General features: G+C 71.7%; 24 protein-coding genes and 1 pseudogene. 23 read left to right on the top strand and 2 right to left on the bottom strand.

The features are described from left to right. The first annotated feature begins 408 nt into the window (after positions 1-408). From ACIO3O_RS33475 to ACIO3O_RS33465, 3 genes and pseudogenes are all read left to right on the top strand, one after another. A complete protein-coding gene (locus ACIO3O_RS33475; protein ID WP_401752667.1) occupies positions 409-1089 on the top strand; it encodes an urease accessory protein UreF in 681 nt (226 codons plus the stop codon). A gap of 31 nt (positions 1090-1120) precedes the next feature. After that, the gene (ureG, locus tag ACIO3O_RS33470) at positions 1121-1822 is read left to right on the top strand and encodes an urease accessory protein UreG (RefSeq protein ID WP_401752477.1); all 702 of its coding nucleotides are present in this window, start codon (positions 1121-1123) and stop codon (positions 1820-1822) included. Next, positions 1819-2565: pseudogene (locus tag ACIO3O_RS33465) on the top strand (urease accessory protein UreD); the annotation flags it as partial. The gene ureG and the pseudogene ACIO3O_RS33465, both read left to right, overlap by 4 nt. 6 nt (positions 2566-2571) lie before the next feature. Here the strand turns inward: ACIO3O_RS33465 and ACIO3O_RS33460 are convergent. Then, complete coding sequence (locus tag ACIO3O_RS33460; RefSeq protein ID WP_401752666.1) at positions 2572-2823, bottom strand: DUF4190 domain-containing protein; 252 nt, start codon at positions 2821-2823, stop codon at positions 2572-2574. Positions 2824-3081: 258 nt separating this feature from the next. On the opposite strand from ACIO3O_RS33460, the gene ACIO3O_RS33455 reads away from it, so the two are divergent. Beyond that, positions 3082-4689, top strand: coding sequence for an alpha/beta hydrolase (locus tag ACIO3O_RS33455; RefSeq protein WP_401752475.1), 1608 nt, complete (start codon positions 3082-3084; stop codon positions 4687-4689). A 100-nt stretch (positions 4690-4789) separates the two neighbouring features. Here the strand turns inward: ACIO3O_RS33455 and ACIO3O_RS33450 are convergent, their stop codons facing one another. Further along, a complete protein-coding gene (locus ACIO3O_RS33450) occupies positions 4790-5500 on the bottom strand; it encodes a lysophospholipid acyltransferase family protein (RefSeq protein ID WP_401752473.1) in 711 nt (236 codons plus the stop codon). Positions 5501-5800: 300 nt separating this feature from the next. On the opposite strand from ACIO3O_RS33450, the gene ACIO3O_RS33445 reads away from it, so the two are divergent. From ACIO3O_RS33445 to ACIO3O_RS33355, 19 genes are all read left to right on the top strand, one after another. Then, complete coding sequence (locus ACIO3O_RS33445; protein ID WP_401752471.1) at positions 5801-7159, top strand: TrpB-like pyridoxal phosphate-dependent enzyme; 1359 nt, start codon at positions 5801-5803, stop codon at positions 7157-7159. 69 nt (positions 7160-7228) lie between these two features. Further along, positions 7229-8338, top strand: a complete 1110-nt coding sequence (locus tag ACIO3O_RS33440; protein WP_401752470.1) for a 2-deoxy-scyllo-inosose synthase — start codon at positions 7229-7231, stop codon at positions 8336-8338. A gap of 50 nt (positions 8339-8388) precedes the next feature. After that, on the top strand, positions 8389-9033 hold the full coding sequence (locus ACIO3O_RS33435) for a class I SAM-dependent methyltransferase (RefSeq protein ID WP_401752468.1): 645 nt from the start codon (positions 8389-8391) through the stop codon (positions 9031-9033). A gap of 26 nt (positions 9034-9059) precedes the next feature. Next, positions 9060-9926: a sugar phosphate isomerase/epimerase family protein gene (locus ACIO3O_RS33430; RefSeq protein WP_401752466.1), complete on the top strand. Its 867-nt coding sequence runs from the start codon at positions 9060-9062 to the stop codon at positions 9924-9926. A 5-nt stretch (positions 9927-9931) separates the two neighbouring features. Further along, positions 9932-10843 (top strand): TatD family hydrolase, encoded by a 912-nt coding sequence (locus ACIO3O_RS33425; RefSeq protein ID WP_401752464.1) that lies wholly within the window; start codon positions 9932-9934, stop codon positions 10841-10843. Further along, the gene (mfnA, locus tag ACIO3O_RS33420; protein ID WP_401752463.1) at positions 10797-12047 is read left to right on the top strand and encodes a tyrosine decarboxylase MfnA; all 1251 of its coding nucleotides are present in this window, start codon (positions 10797-10799) and stop codon (positions 12045-12047) included. The genes ACIO3O_RS33425 and mfnA overlap by 47 nt, the downstream gene beginning before the upstream one ends. Positions 12048-12064: 17 nt before the next feature. Then, positions 12065-13522, top strand: a complete 1458-nt coding sequence (locus ACIO3O_RS33415) for a B12-binding domain-containing radical SAM protein (protein WP_401752461.1) — start codon at positions 12065-12067, stop codon at positions 13520-13522. Beyond that, complete coding sequence (locus ACIO3O_RS33410; RefSeq protein ID WP_401752459.1) at positions 13519-14574, top strand: zinc-binding dehydrogenase; 1056 nt, start codon at positions 13519-13521, stop codon at positions 14572-14574. The genes ACIO3O_RS33415 and ACIO3O_RS33410 overlap by 4 nt, the downstream gene beginning before the upstream one ends. Beyond that, the gene (locus ACIO3O_RS33405; RefSeq protein WP_401752457.1) at positions 14571-15908 is read left to right on the top strand and encodes a phenylacetate--CoA ligase family protein; all 1338 of its coding nucleotides are present in this window, start codon (positions 14571-14573) and stop codon (positions 15906-15908) included. The genes ACIO3O_RS33410 and ACIO3O_RS33405 overlap by 4 nt, the downstream gene beginning before the upstream one ends. Next, positions 15905-16729 carry a hypothetical protein gene (locus ACIO3O_RS33400; protein ID WP_401752456.1) on the top strand — a complete coding sequence of 275 codons (825 nt, stop codon included), beginning with the start codon at positions 15905-15907 and terminating at the stop codon, positions 16727-16729. Before ACIO3O_RS33405 ends, ACIO3O_RS33400 begins: the two co-directional genes overlap by 4 nt. After that, entirely contained in the window at positions 16726-17889 is a 1164-nt protein-coding gene (locus ACIO3O_RS33395; RefSeq protein ID WP_401752455.1) for a BtrH N-terminal domain-containing protein, read from the top strand. The genes ACIO3O_RS33400 and ACIO3O_RS33395 overlap by 4 nt, the downstream gene beginning before the upstream one ends. Positions 17890-17896: 7 nt before the next feature. Next, a complete protein-coding gene (locus ACIO3O_RS33390) occupies positions 17897-18595 on the top strand; it encodes a class I SAM-dependent methyltransferase (protein ID WP_401752453.1) in 699 nt (232 codons plus the stop codon). After that, entirely contained in the window at positions 18592-20091 is a 1500-nt protein-coding gene (locus tag ACIO3O_RS33385) for a coproporphyrinogen-III oxidase family protein (protein ID WP_401752451.1), read from the top strand. Before ACIO3O_RS33390 ends, ACIO3O_RS33385 begins: the two co-directional genes overlap by 4 nt. Beyond that, positions 20078-20854, top strand: a complete 777-nt coding sequence (locus ACIO3O_RS33380; protein WP_401752449.1) for a class I SAM-dependent methyltransferase — start codon at positions 20078-20080, stop codon at positions 20852-20854. Before ACIO3O_RS33385 ends, ACIO3O_RS33380 begins: the two co-directional genes overlap by 14 nt. 51 nt (positions 20855-20905) lie before the next feature. After that, complete coding sequence (locus ACIO3O_RS33375; protein ID WP_401752448.1) at positions 20906-21796, top strand: carbon-nitrogen hydrolase family protein; 891 nt, start codon at positions 20906-20908, stop codon at positions 21794-21796. Next, positions 21793-22704 (top strand): carbon-nitrogen hydrolase family protein, encoded by a 912-nt coding sequence (locus ACIO3O_RS33370; protein ID WP_401752446.1) that lies wholly within the window; start codon positions 21793-21795, stop codon positions 22702-22704. The genes ACIO3O_RS33375 and ACIO3O_RS33370 overlap by 4 nt, the downstream gene beginning before the upstream one ends. Positions 22705-22712: 8 nt before the next feature. After that, complete coding sequence (locus tag ACIO3O_RS33365) at positions 22713-23333, top strand: hypothetical protein (RefSeq protein WP_401752444.1); 621 nt, start codon at positions 22713-22715, stop codon at positions 23331-23333. After that, a complete protein-coding gene (locus tag ACIO3O_RS33360) occupies positions 23330-23563 on the top strand; it encodes a ferredoxin (RefSeq protein WP_401752442.1) in 234 nt (77 codons plus the stop codon). The genes ACIO3O_RS33365 and ACIO3O_RS33360 overlap by 4 nt, the downstream gene beginning before the upstream one ends. Beyond that, a complete protein-coding gene (locus ACIO3O_RS33355; protein ID WP_401752441.1) occupies positions 23560-24147 on the top strand; it encodes an NADPH-dependent FMN reductase in 588 nt (195 codons plus the stop codon). The genes ACIO3O_RS33360 and ACIO3O_RS33355 overlap by 4 nt, the downstream gene beginning before the upstream one ends. Positions 24148-24220 lie beyond the last annotated feature (73 nt).

Raw genomic sequence — 24220 nt, 5'->3', positions numbered from 1 at the left:
GGTGCCGCACCGTCCGCGACGGCGGGCAATGCTGCCCCGAGGTCACCCGCCGCACCCGGGACACGGCCCCCGGCCTGCCTTGCTGGACCGTCGGCCGCCCCTGCCGGTCCGCCCGGTGTGACTGCTGACCTTGCCGGGTTGTTGCCCGGGACGGCGGGCGGCGCTGTCGCGGTGCCGCCTGCCACAGGCGAGGTCGGCTCCCGGGCCGACCGTCCTGGTTCGCCCGGTGTGGCCGACGGCCCTGTTGGGCTGTCGGCCGCGACGGCCGGCGGTGCCGGCCCGGAGGCTTCTGCCGCAGGGGAGGTCCGGCCCCCGGCCGACCGTGTCGGGTCGCCCGCGGGCCACGGAGAGGTGCCCGGCGCGACCGATCACCGGGCCGGGACGCCCGGCGCCACCCTCGAACCCCCGGTGCCGCGCCGTTCCGCCGGTTCGCGTGCCGCCCTGCTCGTCCTCGCCGACGGGCGGTTCCCCGCCGGGGGGCACGCGCACTCCGGGGGAGCGGAGGCTGCCGTCAAGGCGGGGCGGATCAGGGACCACCGGGACCTCGCCGCGTTCTGCCGGGGGCGGCTGCACACCGCGGGACTGACCGCCGCCGCGCTCGCCGCAGCGGCCGCGCACGGACTCGACCCCCTGGAACTCGACGCTGCCGCCGACGCCCGCACGCCCTCGCCCGCCCTGCGGGCCACCGCCCGCAAGCTGGGGCGGCAGATGATGCGTGCCGCGCGGACCACCTGGCCGTCCCCGGAGCTCGACGCGCTCGCCGCCGCCCGGCCGCGCGGGGCCCACCAGCCCGTCGTGCTCGGGCTCGCCGCCCGGGCCGCCGGGCTCGGCCCCGAGGACGCCGCGCACTGTGCCGTGTACGAGTGCGTCAGCGGGCCCGCGACCGCGGTCGTACGGCTGCTGAGCCTCGACCCGTTCCAGGCCACCGGCGTCCTCGCCCGGCTCGCGCCCGAGATGGACCAGGTCGCCGAGCGCGCGGCCCACGCCGCCCGCCGGGGCATCGACGCCCTGCCCGCCGCCTCCGCCCCGCTCCTCGACATCACGGCGGAGGCCCACGCGGCCTGGCCCGTACGCCTCTTCGCCTCCTAGACCCACACCCGCACTCCAAGGAGCCCGCACCATGCACCTCGACCACGGTCCCCACGCCACCGCCGTCAGCGCCGACGCCCACCGCCCCGACGGCACCCGCCGCGCCCTGCGCATCGGACTCGGCGGGCCGGTCGGCTCCGGCAAGACCGCCACCGTCGCAGCCCTCTGCCGCGAACTGCGCGACACCCTCTCCCTCGCCGTCGTGACCAACGACATCTACACCCGCGAGGACGCCGAATTCCTGCTCCGCCAGGCCGTGTTGCCGCCCGAGCGCATCCAGGCCGTGGAGACCGGCGCCTGCCCGCACACCGCCATCCGCGACGACATCTCCGCGAACCTGGAAGCGGTGGAGGACCTGGAGGAAGCGGTCGGGCCGCTCGACCTGATCCTCGTCGAGTCCGGCGGCGACAACCTCACCGCCACCTTCTCCAAGGGCCTCGTCGACGCCCAGATCTTCGTCATCGACGTCGCGGGCGGCGACGACATCCCCCGCAAGGGCGGCCCCGGCGTCACCACCGCCGACCTCCTCGTCATCAACAAGACGGACCTCGCCCCTTATGTCGGCTCCGACCTGGAGCGCATGGCCCGCGACGCGAAGGAGCAGCGCGGCGAACTCCCGGTCGCCTTCACCTCGTTGACCACCGGTGACAAGGTCAAGCCGGTCGCCGACTGGGTGCGCGCCCAGCTCGCCGCCTGGACCGCGCCCGCCGCAGCAGCAGCCACCTCCGTATGAGCATCACCGCCACCGCGCGCATCGTCGCCGCCCCGGGCGGCACGCTTCCCGTCCTGGACGGCGACGGGCCGCTCGCCCTGCGTCGTACGAGATCGGCGTACGGACCCGAGCACAGCCGGGTCACCGTCGTCGGCGCGATGAGCGCACCGCTCGGCGGCGACCGGCTCGCGATCGAGGCCGAGGTGCGGGACGGCGCACGGCTGACCGTCGACGCGGCGGCCGCCACCGTCGCCCTGCCCGGCCGCATCCCCCGACAGGCGACGTACGACGTCCGCCTGACGGTGGGTCAGGACGCGGAGCTGAACTGGCTGCCCGAGCAGCTCATCTCCGCCCACGGCAGCGACCTGCGCATGACCACCACCGTCGACCTCGCCCCCACCGCCCGCCTCGTCCTGCGCGAGGAACAGGTCCTGGGCCGCCACGGCGAGGAGACCGGCACCCTCTTCACCCGCCTCACCGTGCGCCGCGCCGGACGCCCGCTCCTCGACCAGGAACTGGCGTACGGTCCGGGCGCGCCCGGCGGCTGGGACGGCGGCGCGGTGCTGGGCGGCCACCGGGCGGTGGGCCAGCTCCTGGTCGTACGAGAGGAGTCCGCACAGGGCGAACCGCGGCCCCGCCTGCTCGGCGAGACCGCGGTTCTTACCCCGCTGGGGGGCGGGGTGGTGCTGGTGACGGCGGTGGCCCGGGATGCCAGGGCGCTGCGCCTGATCCTCGACGCGGCGTTGGCCGAGGCGGTGGACGGGGGCGGGTCAGCCGCCAAGATGCCAGCTGAAGCCGCCGTTGCTGAGGGCGAGCAGGAGCACGACGTAGAGGATGATGTCGACGACGCCGAGAATGATGGCCGCCTTGGCCATGCCGCTGTTGCCGGGCCGCTTGAGCCCGATGGCGCCAAAGACGATGGCGAGCGGGCCGAGGATGTAGTTGAGCAAGAAGATGCCGACGATTCCGCAGACCAGACCGGCGACCGCCAGCCCGTTAGTTCCTGACCGTGTGCCGCTCATGCCGGTAGCCATCTGAACTCCCCTGTCGTGAAGGTGTGTTGAGGACATCCGGCTAACCCGTGATGACAGGTTCATGCATGAGACCACCCAAAGGATCTTGTGCGGAGATTTTCCCGGTACCGCTGAGCGGACTTCCGGTACCGGCTATTGGTTCGGTAAAGAAACACACGTACGGTCTGGTCCCGGTGTCCCTGCAACCGCAAGGATGCCGCCGGGGCCCAGTTCAGGGCCCCCGTAACTCTGAGGGGGAGGTCCCACGTGCGACGCACCGCCGTGCTCGGCTCAGCCGGCACCCTGCTCGCGGGCACACTCATAGCCGGGGCCATGGCGGCACCGGCCGCCAGCGCCGACGCAGGACAGCAGAACAAGGGCTCCAGCAGCCTCCAGGGCCGGGGAGGGGCCGAGGCGTACGGCGCGAAGGTGGCCGCCGACCGGGCCGCCCGACAGGGCATCGACTGGAAGGACTGCCCGGCCGACTGGGGCCTGGCCAAGCCCATCCAGTGCGGTACCGTCACCGTCCCGCTGGACTACAGCAAGCCGTACGGCAAGCAGATCACGCTGTCCGTCGACCGCATCGGCAACACCGGCTCCAAGCAGGACCGCCAGGGCTCCCTGGTGTACAACCCGGGCGGCCCCGGCGGTTCGGGCATGCGCTTCCCGACCCGGGTCACCGGCAAGAACGCGATCTGGGCGGGCGCGGCCAAGGCGTACGACTTCGTGGGCTTCGACCCGCGCGGCGTCGGCCACTCGACCCCGATCTCCTGCGTCGACCCGCAGGAGTACGTCAAGGCGCCGAAGGCCGACCCGGTGCCCGACAGCGAGGCCGACAAGCGCGCCCAGCGCAAGCTCGCCGCCGAGTACGCGGACGGCTGCGCCGAGAAGAGCGGCTGGATGCTGCCGCACATGACCACGCCGAACACCGCCCGCGACCTGGACGTCATCCGGGCCGCACTCGGTGACAAGAAGCTCAACTACGTGGGCGTCTCCTACGGCACCTACCTGGGCGCGGTCTACGGCACGCTCTTCCCGTCGCACGTGCGCCGCATGGTCGTCGACAGCGTCGTCGACCCCTCGCGCGACAACATCTGGTACGAGGCCAACCTGGGCCAGGACGTCGCCTTCCAGACCCGCTGGAACGACTGGCAGGACTGGGTCGCCAAGAACGATGCGACCTTCCACCTGGGCACCACCCGGGCGCAGATCGAGGCCCAGTGGCTGAAGCTGCGTGCGGACGCCAAGAAGAAGCCGCTCGGCGGAGTCGTCGGACCGGCCGAGCTGATCGCCTTCTTCCAGGGCGCCCCGTACTACGACTCCTCGTGGGTGCCGGTCGCCAAGGCGCTCAGCGCGTACGCCGCGGGCGACCCGAAGCCGGTCATCGAGGCGGCCTCGCCCGACCTGACCGACATCCAGGGCAACATCGCCACCGAGAACGGCAACGCGGTCTACACGGCCGTGGAGTGCGCCGACGCCAAGTGGCCCACCAGCTGGCAGAAGTGGGACCGGGACAACACCCGGCTGCACCAGAAGTACCCGTTCCTGACCTGGTCCAACGCCTGGATGAACCTGCCGTGCGCCACCTGGCACACCAAGCAGCAGACCCCGGTGCAGGTCAAGACCGGCCGCGGCCTGCCGCCGGTGCTGATCGTGCAGTCCACGCGTGACGCGGCCACCCCCTTCCAGGGCGCCGTCGAACTGCACAAGCGCTTCAAGGGCTCCAGCCTGATCATCGAGAAGGACGCCGGCTCGCACGGCGTCACCAACCTGGTCAACCCGTGCATCAACCCGCGGGTCGAGGGTTACCTCCTCACCGGCAAGGCCGGACCGAAGGAGTCGACGTGCGCCCCGCACGCGACCCCCAAGCCGTAACGACCCGTCAGGCACCCTGACCCGACGGTCCGTTACGCACAGCAGGGGCGGCCGGTGCTCTCCCACCGGCCGCCCCTGCCCCTTGCCCGGCCGCGTGCACTCAGCGCCGCAGGCGGGGGAACTTCCGTCCCTGCGCCGCCTGTTCGGCCTTCACGTCGGCCGCGTAGCGGTCCACGTACTCCTGCCCGGACAGCGCCAGGACCGCGTACATGATCTCGTCGGTGACGGCCCGCAGCGCGGTCTTCTCGTCCTCCATCCCGGCGTACCGGGAGAAGTCCAGCGGCTCCCCGAACCGGATCGTCACCCGCTTCACCTTGGGGATCTTCCGTCCCGGCGGCTGGATCTCGAAGGTCCCCACCATCGCGCACGGCACCACGGGAACCCCCGCCCGGACGGCCATCACGGCGACGCCGACCTTGCCCTTGTACAGCCGCCCGTCGTGCGAGCGCGTCCCCTCCGGATAGATGCCGAGCAGCTCGCCCTTCCCCAGCACCCCGAGGCCCTCGCGCACGGCCGCCTTCCCGGCCTCCTTGCCCGACCGGTCCACCGGGATCTGCCCCGCGCTGCGGAAGAACGCCGCGGTCAGCCGCCCCTTCACGCCGGGCCCGGTGAAGTACTCGGCCTTGGCGAGGAAGGTGATGCGCCGCTTCAGCACGGCGGGCATCAGGAAGTGGTCGGAGAACGACAGATGGTTCCCCGCGACGATCGCCGCCCCGTCCTCGGGAACGTGCTCCAGCCCTTCGATCCGCGGCCGGAAGAGGATCCTCAACAGCGGTCCGAGGACGACGTATTTGAGCACGTAGTAGAACACCGGGCGGCTCCCTGTTGGTACGGGTACGACATGTGCGGTCTGTGGCGTGGGTCACCTGGCGACCTGCGTCCATGGTGTGCGGCCGGAGCGGCCCGCGTCCATGGCGTTTGTCCAATTCGGTCAAGTAGTCGATTCCGGTTCAGGTGTTCCTTTGATGCGGGCGGCCAAGGTCCCCGGTCCTCCCTTCCGCCTCCGTCACCCGGCGACGAAGCTGCTCGCTGTGTCCCGGACGAGCCGAGAGGGGAATTGGATGACCGTCGCCAAGGAGCCGTTCCATCCGTCGCGGGCCCGGGGCGCGGCATGACCGGGGGCGGGCGGCCGACGGCCGATGCCCGGGCCCGTGCCGCCGGTTGGCGGCCGACCCCGGTCGTACCGGGCAGCACCGTGGACGAGGTGCCCGAAGCCTGGTTCAACCTCGTACCCAACCTTCCGGTCCCGTTGCCGCCCGCCCAGGACGGCACCGACGGCCAGCCGTCCCGGCTCGCGCTGCAACGGCGGATCCGGCTGGAAGCGGTGCAGCAGCAGGACGCGTCCACCGAGTCGTTCCTGCCCATTCCGCAGCGGGTCCGTGCGGAGCTCGCCGCGATCGGCCGCCCCACGCCGCTGCTGCGGGCCCGGGCCCTGGAGGAGCACCTCCGTACGCCCGCCCGGATCTACCTCAAGCGCGAGGACGTCCTGCCCACCGGCAGCTTCAAGCTCAACTCCGCGATCGCGCAGGCCTACTTCGCCGCACAGCAGGGCGTACGGACCCTGGTCACGGAGACCGGGGCCGGTCAGTGGGGTCACGCGGTGGCCTGGGCGGCCCGGCTGTTCGGACTGCACGCGGTGATCTTCTGGGCCGGGGTGTCGGCCCGGCAGAAGCCCGGCCGGAACACGGTCATCAAGCTGCTCGGCGGCGAGGTCTACCCCTCGCCCAGCGACCGGACGCAGGTCGGCAAGGCACTGCTGCGCGACGGCCGGCACCTGCTGGGCTCCCTCGGCACCGCCATCGGCGAGGCCATCAGCTACGCCCAGGACCACCCGGAGACGCGCTACATCTCGGGCAGCAACCTGCCGCACGTGCTGGCGCACCAGTCCGTCATCGGCCAGGAGGTGAAGACCCAGCTCGCCGCGCTCGGCCGGACGCCCGACGCCTTGATCGCCTGTGTCGGCGGCGGCAGCAACCTGGGCGGACTGATGGGCCCCTACCTGGCGGACAAGGCCGAGCGCGGCGACGGGCTGGCACTGATCGGGGCGGAATCCGCCGCCGCCCCACGGCTGACCCGCGGCGAGTGGCGCTACGACCACGCGGACCCCGAGTGCGTCACCCCGCTCACCAAGTCCTACACGCTGGGCCGGGACTACGAACTGCCCGAGACCCATGTCGGCGGGCTGCGCCAGCACAGCGGCTCGGCCGTGGTGGGCGTACTGCGCAGTCAGGGCCTGATCGACGCCGTCGCCTACGAGGAGGCGGAGGCGTTCGAGACGGGTGCCCTCATGCTGCGGCACGAGGGCGTGCTCATCGCCCCGGAGTCCTGCCACGCGGTGCGGGCCGCGGTCGACCGGGCGATCGAGGCCCGCAGGACCGGCCGCGCCGAGACCATCGTCGCCTGTGTGAGCGGCAGCGGCGCCCTTGACCTGGAGGGCTACATCGCGCACAGCACCGGCACCGGGGCCTGATCCGAGCAGCGGTCGGCACGGACCTCAGCCGCCTTTTGTCCACGAACCTTTTCTCCACGAAGGAGCGAAGTGGCCAGGGGAACCATCATCGAGCTGTCGAGCGGAGTGAGCCCCAGCTGTCCGTACTACCTGGGGGACTCCGTCGCCGATCAGCTGCCCGCGTATCTGCGCCGGCACACCTTCGACGAGATCTACCTCGTCACCAGTGACCGCCTGCACGCCCGGTTCGGCGGCGCCCTGGCCCGTGTCCTCGGCGACGCGAACATCGCCGTCAACGTACTGACCGTGCGGGAGGGGGAGGCCGCCAAGGGCTGGCAGCAGCTCACCGAGCTGTGCGAGCGGCTGGTCGCCGCCGGTGTCACCAAGGACTCCCTGGTGATGGCGGTCGGCGGCGGAATGATCAGCAACCTCGTGGGTCTCGCCGCGGGACTCACCTACCGGGGCGTCCGGTACGTCGAGGTCCCGACGACGATGCTCAACCTCACCGACGGCTCGCTCAGCAACAAACAGGCCGTCAACGGCTCTCTCGGCAAGAACCAGTTCGGGATGTACTACGCGCCGCTGTTCATCTGGGCGGACGTCGCCTACATCCGCCACGAGCCGGTCCGCCAGCACCGCAGCGCCATCACCGAGGCGATCAAGAACGGCCTGGTCAACGACGCGACCTGGTTCGAGCGGCTGGAGAAGCTGCTCACCCCGGACCTGGCCGCCGTCCAGGACGACCTGCTGGGCTTCTGCCACGACGTGGTGTCCAGCAAGCAGTCGATCCTCGCCCTCGACCCGGGGGAGCGGCACGCGGGCATCATGCTCGAATACGGCCACACCGTCGGACACGCGGTGGAATTCCTCAGCGCGGGACGGCTGTTGCACGGCGAGGCGGTCGGCATCGGCATGTGCGCCGCCGCCGGGGTCGCGGTCCGCCTGGGCCTGTGCGACCCCGAGGTGCTGCACCGCCAGGAACACATCCTGGCCGACCGGCTGGGCAGCGTCACGGGGCTGCCCCGGGAGCTGACGGCCGAACAGATCGTCGAGGTCATCCGCAACGACAACAAACGCCGCGCCGGCGCCACGATCCGGTTCGTCCTGGTCCCCAGGATCGGCACCGTGCGCTGCGTGGACGGGGACTACGAGACACCCGTCCCCGAACCACTGCTCAAGAGCGTCCTGACCGAGGCGTGATCCACCGACACCACAGGGGTGTGGCTGATGAACCAGCAGGGGTGTGCCTGATGACGACCGGACTGCATCGAACGCCCGAGGTGGAGGAGACCATCTACCGCCTCGACGGACCGCTGCGCTGGGCCCTCGGCGAGGTCCAGGAACTGCTCCGCCGGGCCAGGACCGCGCCCGGCGAGCACGTCCTGGACGTCGGGGCGGGCACGGGGTACGCGACGATCCCCGCCGCCCGCGCGGTCGGCCCGCGCGGGAGCGTCCACTGCCACGACGGCAGCGCACCCCTCCTCAAGGTGCTCGAAGAACGTGCCGCGAAGGAGGGCCTCGCCGCACGCGTGACCACGCACGTCGGCCCGCTGGCCCCGCTGGACGCGCCCAGCTCCAGCGCCGACCTGGTGCTGTGCACGTACGTCCTGCACGAACTGGCCGAGGACGCGGCCGAGGCGGTCAAGGAGATGCACCGGGTCCTCAAACCCGGTGGCCGCGTCGTCCTCGCGGACTACCGCAAGACCCCCGACCGCGCCCGCAACCGGGAGATCGAGGCCTGGTACGCCCGGCAGCCCGACGGGGCGGGCCCCGAGGAAGTGCACCTGCGCTTCTCCCTGGAGGAGCTGGAGGACCTGCTGCGCGGCGCGGGCTTCCAGCAGGTCGACCTGAGCACCTGGCACGACTTCCACACCCACGCCGTCGCCCACCGCTGACGACCCGATCCGTGAAGGAGCTCCCCGTGCCCCGCTTGAGCTACAACGCCAACGGTCTGCGCAACCTCACCGTGGAGGTGGCCGTCGAGGAAGTCGCCGAGGCCGGATACGACGGCATCGAACTGTCCCTGCACCCCGCGCACATCGACCCGTTCACCTTCACCGAGTCCGACGCCTCGGTCATCCGCAAGGCACTCGACCGCACCGGCATCGAGGCCTGCTGCCTGGCCGCGGGCGCGGACAACCTGCTCGGCGAGGAGAGGTTCGAGCCGTCGCTGATCCACCCCGACGCCGCGGGCCGGGCCCGCCGGATCGACCTCGTCAGGCGTTCCGTACGGATCGCCGACACCCTGGGCATCCACCTGATCAACTTCGCCACGGGCAAGCGCAAGCCCGAGGTGGACCCGGAGCAGGCCCGGCGCTGGCTCGTGGAAGGCATCACCGAGATCCTCGACACCACCGACAGCGACGTCGTCCTGTGCATGGAGCCCGAACCGGAGTTTTTCCTGGAGACCAACGCCGCCGTGGCCGGCCTCGCCCACGAGCTGAGCAGCCCCCGCTTCGCCCTCGCCCAGGACCTCGGGCACTGCCGCGTCGTGGAGGAGGACTACCTCACCTCCGTCGAACACCACCTGCCCCTCACCCCGGTCATCCAGGTCGAGGACATCAAGGGCCGCACGCACCACCACGAGATACCCGGCGACGGCGACATCGACTTCGTGGAGTTCTTCCGCATCCTGCGCCGCGGCGGCTACGAGGGACACGTCAGCGTGGAGCTGTACAACCACATCGAGGTCTACCGGCACGCCCTGCGCCGCAGCCACGAGGTGCTCACCGCGGCCGCCGAAGCCGCCGCCTCCTCCGCCTCCTCCGCCTCCGTCGACGGAAACTGACCCCCGTGCGAGAGCCCGGCGGGCCCGAGGCACCCGCAGCCCCGCTCCTGGCACCGCGTGGCGCACACGGCCCCGGCCTGGTCCCGCTCTTCGACCACCACATCCACAGCGACCTGCGCAACGCCGACGACTACGAACTGATGGCCGTCAGCGGCATCACCACCGCGCTCGTACCGTGTTCGAGCTCCCACGAACGCCGCACCTCGGGCGACGCGTTCGCCGCCCGCTTCGACCGGCTGATCGAGGTCGAGACCCGGCGCGCGGCGGCGTACGGCATCGACCTGTACGTGGGGCTGGCCGTCCACGCCGCCGACATGAGCGATCTGCGCAGCGCCCTGGAAGGCGTCGACGAGCTCCACAAACGGCTTGGCCACCCACGGGTGAAGGCACTGGGCGAGGTGTCGCTCCGTCATCGTACGACCGACGAAGTGACCGTACTGGAAAGGCAGTTGAGCCTCGCCGCGCAGACCGGCACGCCGGTGATGGTGGAGACCCCGCCACCGCTGGAGGCCTTCGGCGCGATGCTCTCGCCGCTCGCCCGCGCCATCGAGCGCTCGGGCGTCGACGTGGGGCGCGTCGCGGTGATGGACCTCGACGAGCACAAGCTCGGCCTGGTCCTCGACCACGGGGGCTTCGACGGGCTCGGCGGCTACGGCCTGGCGGTGTCGCCGGGGGCGGACGCCCTGTTCGCCGTGCGCCAGAAGGTCACCCACCGGGAGGTGATGAGCATCCTCGACAGCCGGGGGCCGGACCGTCTGATGCTCAACACCGGCTTCCACTTCGGGTCCGCCGATCCGCTCGGCCTCGGCAAGACCGTCCACCGCCTCCGGCTCGGAGGCGTTCCGGAACAGACCGTGAGGGCTCTCGCTCATGGAAACGCTGCTGAGTTCTTCGACATCCCGCACCGGCTCCGCTGACCGGGCGCAGCCCGCCGCGCCCACCCCCCTGCCCGAGCACGGCCGGGACCCCGCGGCCGTCCTCGCCGACCTGGCCGCCCTGCGCCGCGACGACCACGGCTACGAGGACGGCACGGTGTTCAACTCCATCTGCTCCGCGCCGCTGCCCGTGGCCCGGCAGGTCTTCGCCCAGGCACTCGAGACCAACATGGGCGACAACCGGATCTTCCCGTCGCTGCGGCGCGCCGAACAGGAGGTGACGGCCCTCCTCGGCGACCTCATGGGGCTCGCTGACGCCTCCGGGGTGGCCACCTCCGGCGGGACCGAGGCGAACCTCCTGGCGGTGCTCGCCGCCCTGCGCCGCGACGGCCCGCACACCCGGACGGGCCGTCCCCCGCGCGTCGTTCTGCCGGAGAGCGCCCACTTCTCCTTCGACAAGATCCTCGCGATGGTCGGGGCGGAGCCCGTGCATGTCCCCCTCACCCCCGACCTGCACGTCCGGGCCCAGGCGCTGCGCGCCCTGGTCACCGAGGACACCGCGCTCGTCGTCGCCACCGCCGGAACCTCCGAGACCGGCGCGGTGGACGACATCCCCGCCGTCGCGGAGCACACCCGCGCCCTCGGGGTGCCGCTGCACGTCGACGCGGCGACCGGCGGCTTCCTCGTTCCCTTCGCCCGCGACCTGGGGCACCGGCTGCCGCGGATCGGCTTCGACGTACCGGGCGTCACCTCCGTCACCCTCGACCCGCACAAGTACGGCGGCGCGCCGATCCCGGCAGGCCACCTGCTGGTCAGGGACCCGGCCGACCTGGACCGCCTGCGGGTCGCGTCCCACTACCGAGGCACCCACGACCACCACGGGCTGCTCGGCACCCGCCCCGGCGCCGCCGTGCTCGCCACCTGGGCCGCACTGCACACCATGGGCCGGGACGGCTACCGCTCCCTCGTCGCCTCGGTGTTCGAGCGCAGGGAACTGCTGCTCGGCCTGCTGCGGACCGGCGGATTCGACGTACCGGACCCCGACCTCACCGTCGTCACCGCACGCCACCGGGCGCCGGGAGAACTCGTCGACGCCTTGGAACGGCGGGGGTTCATCGCCTCCGTCGCCCGCCGGCACGGCCTGCTGCGCCTGGTCGTGCACCGGCACCAGAGCGAGGAGCAACTGCGCTCGCTCGTCACGGCCCTGACGGCCGCCGACGCCGAGATCGGGGGCGGCTCGGGATGAGGGTCATGTTCGTGTCCGTGAACAAGCTCAAGTCCTTCCGCCCGGTGCTGCCGATCGGCATGGTCACCGTCGCGACCCAGGTGCGGGCCGCGGGCCACGACGTACACGTGCTGGACCTGATGTGGGAGGAGGAGGACGAGAAGGCGGTGCGCGAGGCGGTCGCCGCCTTCCGGCCCGAGGTCGTGGGCATCTCCATCCGCAACGTCGACTCGCAGAACATGCTGGAGCCGGTCATCTACACCCCGCTCGCCCGCGAAGTGGCCGACTGGGCGCGGGCCGAGCTGCCCGGGGTCACCGTCGTCCTGGGCGGTCCCGGCTTCTCCACGGTCCCGGACGACCTGATGGACTTCGTCGGCGCCGAGTACGGCATCACCGGATTCGCCGAGGAGTCCATGGTGCCCTTCCTCGCCCACCTGCACCGGGGCACCGAACCGGCGGACGTGCCCGGGGTGATCTTCCCCGCGCCGGACGGCTCGTACCACCGCAAGGACCCGGTGTTCGAGATCGACTACCGCAGGGCCGCCCGGCCCGACCCCGGCCTCTACGACCCGCGCTACTTCAGCTACTCCTACGAGACCCACGACCGCAGCGAGAAGGTGCCCGCCACCATCCAGACCAAGAAGGGCTGCGTCCTGGAGTGCGTGTTCTGCAGCAACTTCCTGGTCGACGGCACCGGCGTGAAGTTCGACTCGGTCACCCGGGTGGCCGACGAGGTGGAACGCCTGCGGGACGAGGGGCTGGAGGTCCTGGAGATCGTCGACGGCGTCTTCAACCTGCCGTTGAACTACGCCATCGAGGTCCTGCGGGAATTCGCCGCACGCGGCATCGAGATGCCCTGGTCCTGCATGATCAACCCGGGCAACGTCACCCCCGAACTCGTCGACCTCATGGTCCGTACCGGCTGCTACTACGTGGAGTTCGGCACCGACTCGTGCAACGACCGGGTACTGCGCCGGCTGAAGAAGAACTTCCGCCAGCGGCAGATCGTCCGCGCCCACCGCCAGTTCGAACAGGCCGGAATCCGCGTCGAGCACTGCCTGTTCATCGGCAGCCCCGGGGACGACCGGGACTCCGTGCGCGAGACCTTCGACGTCATGAACGACCTGGTGCCGCCCGGCGCGGCCGACGCCCACGCCTACTGGACGCTGGGCCTGCGGGTCTGCCGGGGCACCGACCTGCACACCACGGCCGTCGAAGAGGGCCTGCTCACCGGGGACGAGCGGTTCATCGTGCCCAAGTACTACGTGTCCCGCGACGTCATCGGCGACGACACCCTCCTCGACGAGATCGAGACCCGGGTGCTCGCCAACGACAACTGGTACCTGTGGTGGGGGCTGCGCACCATCGGCCTGCGCGAGCGGCTGCGCATGGCCCGCCGCGAGAGCGAGCGCATCGAGGCCGAACTCGTCGCCCATCTGCCGCAGCGCCGCCGGGTGCCCCCCGCCGCCGCGGGCGGACCGGAGGGGGACCGATGAGCCGCGTCCAGGACCTGCTGCTGACCGCCCCCGGCGAACTGCGCGTCTCCCGCCGGGCGCCGGCCCTGCCCGCACTCGGCGCCGACGACGTCCTCGTGGAGGTGGACCGCATCACCTTGTGCGGCAGCGACCACCGCCTCTACGACGGCACCTACGGAGGCCCGCGCAGCTACCCGATCCGCTTCGGCCACGAGTGGGCGGGGCGGGTGGTGGACACCGGCCCGGGCGGCCGGGACCTGCTCGGGCAGTGGGTCACCGGGGACTGCTCCCGCTGGTGCGGCGCGTGCCCCGGCTGCCGCACCGACCGGAACCTCTGCCGGAACATCGAGAAGTTCGGGATCACCGTGGACGGATTCTCCACCCGGCGCAAAGTCGTCGACCGGCGCTACCTCTACCCGGACACCTGCGCGCTCGGCGCCGGTCTGCTGGCCCTCTCCGAGTTCTTCGCCGTCGCCGACCACGGGCTGCGGCGGCTGGCCCCCGCCCCGGACGACGACGTGCTGATCGTCGGCGCGGGCGCCCTGGGCCTGGCCTCCTACCTGCTGCTGACCGGGCAGCACCACGTCCGCTCCGTACGCCTCCTGGAGCAGGACCCCGACAAGGCCGCACGGGTGCGGCAGCTGTTCCCCGGCGCGCTGGTCCAGCCGCCGCCCCGCCCCGACGACCGGGCCACCGGCTACGCGGACCTCGCCGAGGGCGCGGACCACCCGGTGGTCGTCGAGTGCTCCGGCAGCGAGGCCGGACTCAACACCGCCCTCGTCCTCGCCCGGCCGCGGGGCCGGGTCCTGTGCTTCGGCCTGCGCCGCCGCACCGAGGTGCGCACGGACCTGCTCGTCGTCAAGGGCCTGACCCTCATCGGCTCCATCGGCGGCACCGGCAGCTTCGGCGCCGTCCACGCGTTCCTCGACACCCACCGGGAGCAGGCCGCCCGGCTGGTCACGCACCGCGCTCCGGCCGACGCCGCCGAGCAGGCCTTCGCCGCCCCGGCGGCGGGCGACCCGGCCGACGTCCGGATCAAGACCCAGATCACCTTCGGGGAGGAAGACCAGTGACCGAGACCGCAGTCCCGCCCCACCTCCGCCACCACGAGATCCGCTGCGCCGCCTACGCCGACCTGGACGCGTACGAGAAGCTCGACCCGGCCCGGGCCGCCGAGCTCCAGCTCACCCGGCTGCGGGAGAGCGTGACGTACGCCCTCACCTCCTCCCCGTACTACCGCCACCACTGGAGCGCACACCGCGCGACCCGCTTCGACTCCCTCGACGACATCCGCACCCTGCCCTTCACCACCAAGGCCGACCTGCGCGCCGCCTACCCCTTCGGACTGGTCGCCGCCGACCGGCAGGAGATCGTCCGCTACGGCGAGTCGACCGGCACCACCGGCAGCCCGACCTCCGCCGTCATCACCTACGAGGACTGGATACGCGGCAACGTCGCCGTGGAACGCTCCGTCGGCCACCTCTTCGGCCCCGGCGACCTCGTCTTCATCGCCATCCCCTACGAACTGGCCTTCGCCTCCTACGACGTGGACCGCGCCCTGGAACGGGTGGGCGCCGGAGTCGTGGCGGTCGGCACGCTCAGCCGGGTCTGCCCCTTCGAGCGCATGGTCGAGATGATGTGGACGGTCAAACCGACCGGCCTCGTGTGCACCCCCAGCCGGGCGCTGCGCCTCTACGACCTCCTCAAGGACAGCGGACGCGACCCCCTGGAGGTGGGCCTGCGCACCTTCATGTACGTGGGGGAGACCTGCTCGCCCGCCAAACTCTCCAAGATCGCCGACCTGTGGGGCGTGCGCCTGTCCAACGCCTACGGCTCGACCGAGACCAACTCGCTCGGGCTCACCTGCGCCGAGGGCGCCCTCCACCTCACCGAGGACCGGCACCTGTTCGAGGTGATCGACCCGGAGACCGCCGAACCCGTCGCGGACGGAACCCCCGGCGAACTCGTCCTGACCAGCCTCGTCAGCCGGGCCATGCCGCTGCTGCGCTACCGCACCGGCGACTTCGTCACCGTGCACCGCGCCACCTGCGCCTGCGGCAGCCCCCGGCGCACGCTCGACCACCACGGGCGGGTCAGCGAACAGCTCGTCGTGGACGGCAGGCGGATCAACAAGCTGGCGCTGGAGGACGTCGTGCTGTCCACCAAGGGCAGCGGCCTCTACTGGGCGGCCGGAGTCACCCACCGGGGCCTGGAGATTCGGGTCGAGGCCGAGAGCGGAGACACCGCACGGCTCTGTTCCGAGGTGGCGGAGCACGTCACGGCGGCCGTCGGCATCACCCCCGTCGTCGAGCCGATCGACCGCGACACCGTGCGGCGCGCCATGGACCGCATGCTCAAGCCCGGCAGCCTCTCCCTGGAGGACCTCGCGGCGGCGGCCACCTCATGACGGGCACCCACACCGCCACGGACGGGGGCATCACCACCGTGGGCATCGCCGGAACGGGACGGCTGGGCACCGTCCTCGCGGCCCGCCTCAAGGACCGGTTCTCCCTGTTCCTGTACGACACGGACCGCGCCGCCGCCCGCCGTGCGGCCACGGCGACGGGCCTGCCCCTCGCGGACGCCGAGACCCTGGTCACGGCGGACGCGGTACTGCTGTGCGTGCCGCCGGAGCGCACGGAGCCGGCTCTGCACGCGCTGGCCCGGCACGCCGTGCGCACCGGGCGGCGACCCCTGTTCGTCAGCCTGGCGACCAGCGTGCCCACCGCCCGCCTGCGGTCCCTCCTCGCGGACGACGCCGACCTGGCCGGCCTCGCGGTCGCCGGGCTCAAACCGGTCTGCCAGTTCGCCGCCCTCGCCCACGGCGTGCCGACCGTCCTGGTCACCGAGGACACCGGCCGGCTCGACGAACTGCGCCACCTCGCCCAGGGACTCGGCACCGTACTGGCCGGTGAGGAGAACCTGGTGGGGCCGGTCAACCGCGCCGCCACCAAGGCCGCGCTGCGGGCCTGCGCCGCGCTCACCGAGGAACTCACGGACCAGGGCGTGCCCCTACCGCTCGTGGCCGCCGCCGTCCGCAACGTCCTCGCGGGCACGGCCCTCGACCACCCGCCCGCACCCGACAACCCCTACACCCGCTCGGTGCTCACGGAACTCGCCGCGGAGCGGCCCGCCGCCCTGCCACCGCCCGCCCGCCCCACCGACCAGCAGACCGCGCCCACGGCCACCCCGGTGCCGGTCGCCGAAGCGAAGGGAGCGCGCGTATGACCGTCCGCGCAGCAGGCCGCGACAGCACGCGGGCCCCGGCCGCCCACCGGCACGGCGGTGCCCACTGCGAGACCGCCGCACTGCACAAGGTGCTCGCCCAGCACGGAACACAGGTGAGCGAACCCCTGCTGTTCGGCCTCGGCGGCGGCATCAGCTTCATGCACATGCCCGCCGGACCCGAGGGGCGGGCCTTCGTCGGCGGCCGCAACGGACCCTTCCCCGACTTCACCCGGCGCATGACGGACGGCCTCGGCCTGCCGATGGACGTGGTCGTCCCGGCCGACCCCGCAACCGCCTGGCAGGACGTACGCGGCCCACTGGACCGAGGCGAACCCGTGATCGTCTACGGCGACCTGTTCCACCTCCCGTACTACCAGGCCACCCGCCACTTCGGCGCCCACGCCTTCGTCCTGCTGGGCCACGACCCCGACGCCCGGACCGTCACCGTCTCCGACCGCTGCCGCACCGCCCGCACCCTGACCCTGGACGAACTGGCCGCCGCCCGAGGCTCCGAGCACCCGCCCTTCCCGCCCCGGTACGCCTGGCTGCGCGCCGACTGGGCGAAGGCCCGCGAACCCTCCGAGGACGCCGTACGGCGCGGAGTGCGCGCCTCCTGCGACGCCATGCTGAACCCCGTGGTGCCCACCTTCGGCCTGCGCGGACTCGCCGCCTACGGTGCGGGCCTGGACCACTTCGTACGCAAGAGCCCGGCGGCGGACGTCGTCGCCGCGCTCGGCGGAGCCTATGTCGACTTCGAACTGGCCGGAACCGGCGGCTGCGGCTTCCGGGTGATGTTCGCCGACTTCCTCACCGAAGCCGCCGCCCGCACCGCGGACCCGGCCCTCGAACGGGCCCGCCCGCTCGCGCGGAACGCGGTGGACGCCTGGCACGAGTTCCTCGCCCTCCTCCTGCCGTCCTGGACCCCCGCGTTCACCGAGCTGCGCGACACCCTCAACGCCCGCGACCAGCACCTGCTGCGCGGCAGCCCGCAGGACCAGGACGCCGCCCGGACCCTCGGCTCCCACCTGCCGGGGCTGCGCTCCCGGGCGGCCGGGGAACTCGACCCGCTGCGCGCGCAGTTGGCCGGTGAACTGCGGGCGGTCGTGCGCCGGGTCGTCGAGGCGGAGCAGCACCTGTTCGACGTACTGAAGGAGGTGTGACCGCCCGATGTCCACCGCCGGCCCGCTCGCGCTGCGGGTCCCCGCCCGTCACCCGCGCTCCACCGCGCAGGAACGACAGGCCTACGACCGCTACCTGGCCGAACGGGGCCGCTACAAGGGCGAGTTCCTGCGCGACGTCCTCGACGCCGCGGGCGCGGGACCCGTACTCGAAGCCGGACCCGGCTACGGCGGGCTCGGCGGAGAACTCCTGCGGCTGGGCCCCACCGAACTGCACGCGGTGTGCGAGTCGCACGAAGCCGCCGCCCTGTACGAGCGCCGCCTCGCCGACGCGGGCGCACGGGCCGTCGTGCACACCGCGCCCCAGGGAGTGCCCAACCCCGCTCGGGCCCCCTGGAACACCCGCCGGTTCACCGTCGTGTACAGCGCCAACACCCTCGGCGGCTGGCCCGACCCGGCCGCCGCACTGCGCCGCCTGGCCGGGCTGCTCGTGCCGGGCGGCCAGGTGTTCGTCAGCGACCTGCGCCGCGACCCCGACCCCTTCATCCTCGAATACGCGCTCAGGGAGATGGCCGACGACACCTCGCAGGAGGGCAGCTACCGGCTGCGCACCTTCCTCACCTCGCTGCACGGCGCGTACACCCTGCCCGAGACCGAGGCCCTGCTCACCGCCGCGGGCCTGCACGACTGGCGGGCCGAGGCGGACGGGCCCATGACGCTCGCCATCCGACACCGGAGGAACTCGTGACCGACACCACCATCACCAGGAACTTCCTCGACACACCGAGCTTCTGGCGCGAATACCCCGAGCGGGACATCGAGTTCGTGCGCTGGTACCCCTGCGACGTCGGACCGCTCACCGCCGCACAGATGCACGCCCAGCAGGAGAAGTTCCCCAAGACCACCTCGTTCTACGTGCACATCCCCTTCTGCAACCAGGTGTGCACCTCCTGCCCGTACAACAAGTTCAACACCCGCAACACGCTGGTCCGCCGGTACATCGAGGCCCTGAAGGCCGAGATCGACCTCTACTCCCGGCACCCGTACCTCAAGGACGTCGTCTTCACTTCCGGCTACTTCGGCGGCGGCACGCCCACGACCCTGCGGGCCGAGGAACTCGACGACCTGATCGGCTTCATGAAGCAGCGGCTCAACTTCAGCGACGACTGCTCGGTCACCATCGAGTCCACCCCCGTCGACGTCGACCAGCACAAGCTCGACGTCCTGCTCAAACACGGCGTCAACCGGATGAGCCTGGGCGTGCAGACCTTCCACGACCCGCTGCTGCGCTACCTCGGCCGGGCCCGCGCGCACACCGGCGAGTCCGCCACCAGGACGATCGAGCTGATCGACCGCAGCGGCATGGAGAACCTCTGCATCGACTACATGATCGGCATCCCCGGCCAGACCCACGACCTGTGGGACCAGGACCTCAGGACCCTGATGGACCTGCCCGTGACGTCGTTCTCGGTGTACAACTACGCGGTCCTGCCCGGCTCCGAGGTGTTCTTCGCGCTGCAGTCCGGGGCCACCCCGCCGTGCCCCAGCACGCAGGAGGCCGACGAGATGTACCGGCACATGCACACCACGCTGATGGACAACGGGTACCTCGCCCTGACGTACAACGACTTCATCGAACCCATGAAGCCCGAGTGGGAGGCCCAGGGGGTGCGCACCTACCCGATCCTGACCGACGGCTCCAAGCCGTACCGGGGCCTGGAGACGGACACCTTCTACCTCACCGACCACCTCTCCCAGGTGTGGGGCCGCTGCGGCGACATGGTCGCCATGGGCTCCGGGGCCTACGGCTACCTCAACAACCGGATGTACCTCACCCAGCCCGACATCAACGCCTACATCGACACCTGCAACGCGGGCCGGCTGCCCATCGTGATGGGCGCCTACACCGACGAGCACGAACAGCGCTGCCGCAGCCTCGTCCTCGGCCTCAAGCTGCTCCGCATGAAGCGGTCCGTCTACCGGGAGCGGCACGGCGTCGACCCCTACGAGTACTTCCGCGACAAGTGCGACGACCTCGCCGCCAAGGGCCTCATCGAGATCACCGACGAGGCCATCCAGGTCACGTACCCCAAGGGCTGGTACTACATCGACAACATCTGCAAGACGTTCTACTCGGACGCCAACTACCGCCTCCCGCAGCCCACCTCGGCCAGCACCGAGATCCTCAACTGGCAGATCGACCGCGCCGACGGCCGGAAAGGACTCCCCGTTGTCCAGCTCTGAGAACGCTCCCGCGACCCTGCGCCGCCGACCCCGCGGCCGCATCTTCGACCTGGCCGGGCGGGTCCCGCAGAAGGACGCCTTCGACGACGTCGACGAGTGCCGGGCCTACGACCGCAACATCCGCAGCTCGATGATCATCCCGATGCAGCACATGATGAAGCTCATCGGGCCGTACTGCGGCGAGGGCAAGGAGATCCTCGAAGTCGGCTGCGCCAGCGGCCTGATCTCCCTGCGGCTCGCCGCACAGCACCCGGGCGCGCAGTTCACCGGCGTCGACAGCAACGACGCCTTCCTCGAAGTCACCCGCGAGAACACCATCTTCGCGAACCTGGTCGGCTACGGCGGCGACTTCGCCTGCGAATGGGCCCGGCTGACCCGGCTGCCGTACGACGACGACTCCTTCGACGTCGTCTTCAGCTTCTGCGCGGTGGCCCGCTGGGACAAGCCCGAACGGATCGTCGCCGAGTGCGCCCGGGTGTGCAGGCCCGGCGGCATCGTGGTGCTCTACGACCTGGCCCGCGACGCGGACGAGGGCATGGTCTCGTTCGTCCTGCAGTACGCGGACGGGGACGCCGAGGCGTTCATGACGTCGCTGCGCGCCTCCTTCAGCGAACCCGAGATGCGCGAACTGCTCGACGGGCGCGGCCTGGAGACGTGGTCCGTGGCCAAGGAGAACATCAACCTGATCACCTCCTCGCAACCGCTGCACGTCGGCTACAGCGTCGGAGAGCCCGGCATCTACGACACGGCGGGCACCGGCTGAGCCCCACCGCCGGCGACCCGCCACCGGACATCCGCACCCAGGAGCGCCTTCATGACCCCTCGCAGGCGGCTGCGCGCCGGCCTGATCCAGCTGTCCGTCGCCACCAACCGCACCGCCGACAACCTCCGGCGCGCCGACGCACTGATCCGGGAGGCGGTGGACGACGGCTGCGAACTCGTCGTGCTGCCCGAGGCGTTCGCCACGGCGCTCAACCTGCCCAAGAGCCACGAGGTGGCCGAGCCCGTGCCGGGCCCGGTCACCCGATGGCTCGCCGAGCGAGCCCGGCAGCACCGGATCTGGCTCGCCGCCGGGCTCCTGGAACGCAACGGCGAACAGGTGCACAGCTCCGCCGTCCTGGTCCGCGACGACGGCAGCATCGCCGACGTCTACCGGCGCACCGTCGTCTACGACCTGGAGGCCCACTTCCTGACCGGGGAGCCGGGCGCCCGGGTCGTGGACACACCCCTGGGCCGCATCGGCCTCGTCATCGGCTACGACATCCAGTTCCCCGAAGTGCTGCGCGCCCTGTTCGCCGACGGAGTGGAGATCCTGCTCTGCCCGTCCATCCTGCTGCGGCCCTTCGCCGACCCCGTACGGCAGATGCTGCTCGCCCGCGCCGCCGAGAACTGCGCCTACGTCCTGTTCGCCGGAGCCACCGGGGAGAACACCCTGGCCGGACTCACCTACATGGGCCGCACCGCGATCGTCCGCAGCCCCATGGCGATCGGCGCCTACTCCCGTGACTTCCGCCGCCAGGAATCGGTCCTCGCCGAAGCCGACCGGGAGGAGTGCGTGGTCAGCGCCGACCTGGACCTGCACGAACTGCGCCGCATGCAGGCGGCGGCCCCCTTTCTCGCGGACTTCCGCCGCTCACCGCTCGGCCAGGCACTGGTCGCAGCCTCCGTGCGGCCCGGCAACCTACCCCTGGGAGACATACGGTGAAGCCCACCACCCGGCCCCGCGTCGCGCTCCTGCAGACCCTGTGGGACCCCGACCCCGAGACCAACCTGAACCGGACGCTCGCCCTCCTGGACACCGTCGAGGCGGCCGAACTCGTCGTCCTGCCCGAGTTCTTCCTCGGCCCGCCCTTCTACTTCCCCGGCCGCGCCCACCTCAAGGGCATCATCGACCAGACCGTCCCGGGCCCGGTCATCGACCAACTCGCCGCACACGCCCGCAGGATCGGCGCGTACATCCTGTGCGGCACCGTCGTCGAACGCGAGGGCGACCGCTACTACAACACGGCCGTGCTCCTGGACGACCGGGGCGAGATCGTCGTCAAGGCCCGCAAGACCCACCGGTTCGCCGCCGAGATGGTCTCGGTCACCGCCAGCGACGAATTCGTCCTCGTGGACACCCCGTTCGGGCGGCTCGGCGTCTGCGTCTGCTCCGACTTCTGGATACCCGAGGTGCCCCGCACCCTCGCCCTGCGCGGCGCGGAGATCATCGCCGTGCCGGGGGCCGCCCTGCGCGGCAACCTCGCGATCACCCGTCCCTGCCTCCAGGCGAACTCCTCCTTCAACGTCTGCTACACCCTCCTCGCCAGCGCCGTCGGCAGCGTCACCGGCGAACGCGTCGGCCGCCAGGTGTCCATCAACGTCGCCGGACACAGCACGGTCGCCGCCCCAGAAGAACTCCTCGCCTCCCTCGACGAGGAAGAGGCCGTCCTGACCGCCGAACTGGACATGGAGTACCTGCGCACCATGCGCGAGGTCGACCTCTCCTTCACCCGCAGCCTCTACTTCTGCCTGCACGGCCGCCGCCCCGAGCTCTACGGCGGCCTCCAGGAGCCCTACGTGGGACACGGCGACCTCGAAACCCTGCTCAGCGACTACCTCACCCGGAGGTGAGCCGTCCCATGCAGTTCCCCGTCAGCGATGCCATCCCCACCGGGGCCGACCGGGGCCCGGCGCTGCAGAAACTCCTGGACCGGGCCGACGAGGCACACCGCACCCGGGCCCCCGACGTGCTGAGCGCCTTCTTCGGGCACACCCTCGACGCACGCACCCTGCGCGTCACCGGAGTGCACCACGTGGCGTTCTACGTCGGCGACTACGGCGACGAGAAGGACTTCGAGGACCTGCTGGACCAGGTCCACCGGTCGCCGGGGGTCAGCCGGGTCCGGACCGGACCCTCCTACATCGCGCCGCGCGCCTACGGCACCCCCGGACACTGGATCAACCTGCGCAGCGCTCTCGGCAACGAGATCGAACTGTTCAGCTGCCGCGGCCGCGGCAGCTGGGCCGACCGGTCGCCCGAGCAGAGGTCCGCCCTCATGTCGCACTACGGGCTGTCCGTCGACACCCCCGAACACGTACGGCCGCTGCTCGACTTCCTCGCCACCTTCGACGGCGTCCGGCTGCTCTCCCACACGCCCGCCGACGAACTCGGCCACACCTACGGGCACGTGATCCGGGACGACACCGGCCGGGTCCTGGAGCTCGTCCACGCCGGCGCACCGCCCGGAGGACTCGTATGACCCTTCAGGACCCCGCCCGGGTGCCGGACAACGACACCGGCCGGTTCTTCGTCAACGTCGAGTGCACCGACTGCGACACCTGCCGTTGCATCGCCCCCGACTTCTTCGCCCGCAACGACGAGGCGGGCTACTCCTACGTGCTGCGTCAGCCCGAGACCGAGGACGACGAGGACGCCGTGTACGAGGCGATGGACTGCTGCCCCGCCGACGCCATCTGTGAGGACGAATGACCCCTTCGGCCCCCGCCGCGATCCTGGGCATCGGCGGCAGCATGCGACCGGGCTCCACCAGCCAGGAACTGCTGCGGCACGCCCTGCGCACCCTGGCCGCCGACGGCCATCCGGTACGCCTGCTCGACCTGCGCGAACTCCAGCTCCCCTTCTGCAACGGCGACAAGCGCGAACCCTGGCCGCACTTCCCTGACGTGACCGTACTGCGCGAAGCGTGCCGGGCCGCCGACGGGATCATCCTGAGCGGCGCGGAGTACCACGGCGCCGTCAACGGCGCGCTGAAGAACGCCATCGACCTGCTGGACTTCGAACACGCCGAGGGGAAGGTGTTCGGCGCCATCGTCGCGCTCGGCGGCCGCAGCAACAGCAACGCCCTCAACGACCTGCGGATGATGGCCCGTTGGCTGCGGGCCTGGATGGTGCCGGGGCAGGTCGCCGTACCGCAGGGCCGCTCCGCGCTGCGGGGCGGAGTTCCCGTCGACCCGGACCTCGGCGGCCGGATCGACGACCTCGCCCGCAGCGTCGCACGCGCCGCCGGAGCACTGCGGACGACCACGGGCGGCATCCCGCTGACCCGGGGCTGAGGGACCCACGCACCCCGTGCGCCCCCCCGCCCGCCCGACGTACCGGACCGACGCAACCGACGTACCGGACCGA

The sequence above is a fragment of the Streptomyces sp. NPDC087440 genome (assembly GCF_044744005.1).
Classification (GTDB): Bacteria; Actinomycetota; Actinomycetes; order Streptomycetales; family Streptomycetaceae; genus Streptomyces.
The sequence above is the reverse complement of the archived record's forward strand: the minus strand, read 5'-3'. Positions and strand labels throughout refer to the sequence as shown.